Origin of the sequence: Streptomyces sp. DH12 (assembly GCF_020873895.1) — a bacterium.
Classification (GTDB): Bacteria; Actinomycetota; Actinomycetes; order Streptomycetales; family Streptomycetaceae; genus Streptomyces.
The window spans coordinates 1-635 of record NZ_JAHWGT010000406.1 but is presented as its reverse complement, the minus strand read 5'-3'; the positions used below and the strand labels follow the sequence as shown (position 1 = coordinate 635).

At 73.4% G+C, this 635-nt stretch carries 1 protein-coding gene; it reads right to left on the bottom strand.

Going from position 1 to position 635, the window contains the following annotated elements:
* A partial coding sequence (locus tag LPA54_RS34850; RefSeq protein ID WP_228984623.1) for an MFS transporter occupies positions 1 to 623 on the bottom strand: 623 nt, incomplete at its 3' end.
* Positions 624 to 635 lie beyond the last annotated feature (12 nt).

Genomic DNA, 635 nt, shown 5'->3' with positions numbered 1-635 from the left:
ACCCATCCCCGCCGCACGCCCGTTCCCGCCCGGGCGACCCGCCGCTCGGGAAACCGCAAGGCCGTCACCGACGTCAGCAGACACACCAGCACACTCGCCGCCCCCACGGCCGCATGGCCGCCCCACGCCAGCACAGGCCCGGCCAGCCCCATCGCCGCCATCACGGCGACCAGCCCCGCCGCCCGCGCCCGCCCGAGCACGCGGGCGTACCGGTCCGCCGCCCCGCTCCGCTCCAGCTCGTCGTAGACGAGGGCCTCCAGCGCGCCCGAGGTCAGCGCCCCGCCGATCCCCCACAGCACGAACCCCACCGCGAAGGCGGCGTACGACGGCACGAGCACCCAGGAGGCGAACCCGGCGCCCGTCAGCAGCGGACCGATGACCAGCAACAGCCGCCGCGACACCGCGTCGGCCCAGGCCCCGGAGGGCACCTCCAGCACCACGGCGGTGACGGACCACAGGGCGAACAGGGACGAGATCTGCCACACGGACAGCCCGGCGTCGCTGAACAGCAGCACGTACACCGGGTACAGCAGAACGAATTCTTCGAGGAACGAGTAGCCGTACAGCGTGGTCGTCAGCCGACGCACGCGCACGTCGACGGCACGCGTGGGCGTGAGAGTCATGAGGCCTTCCCG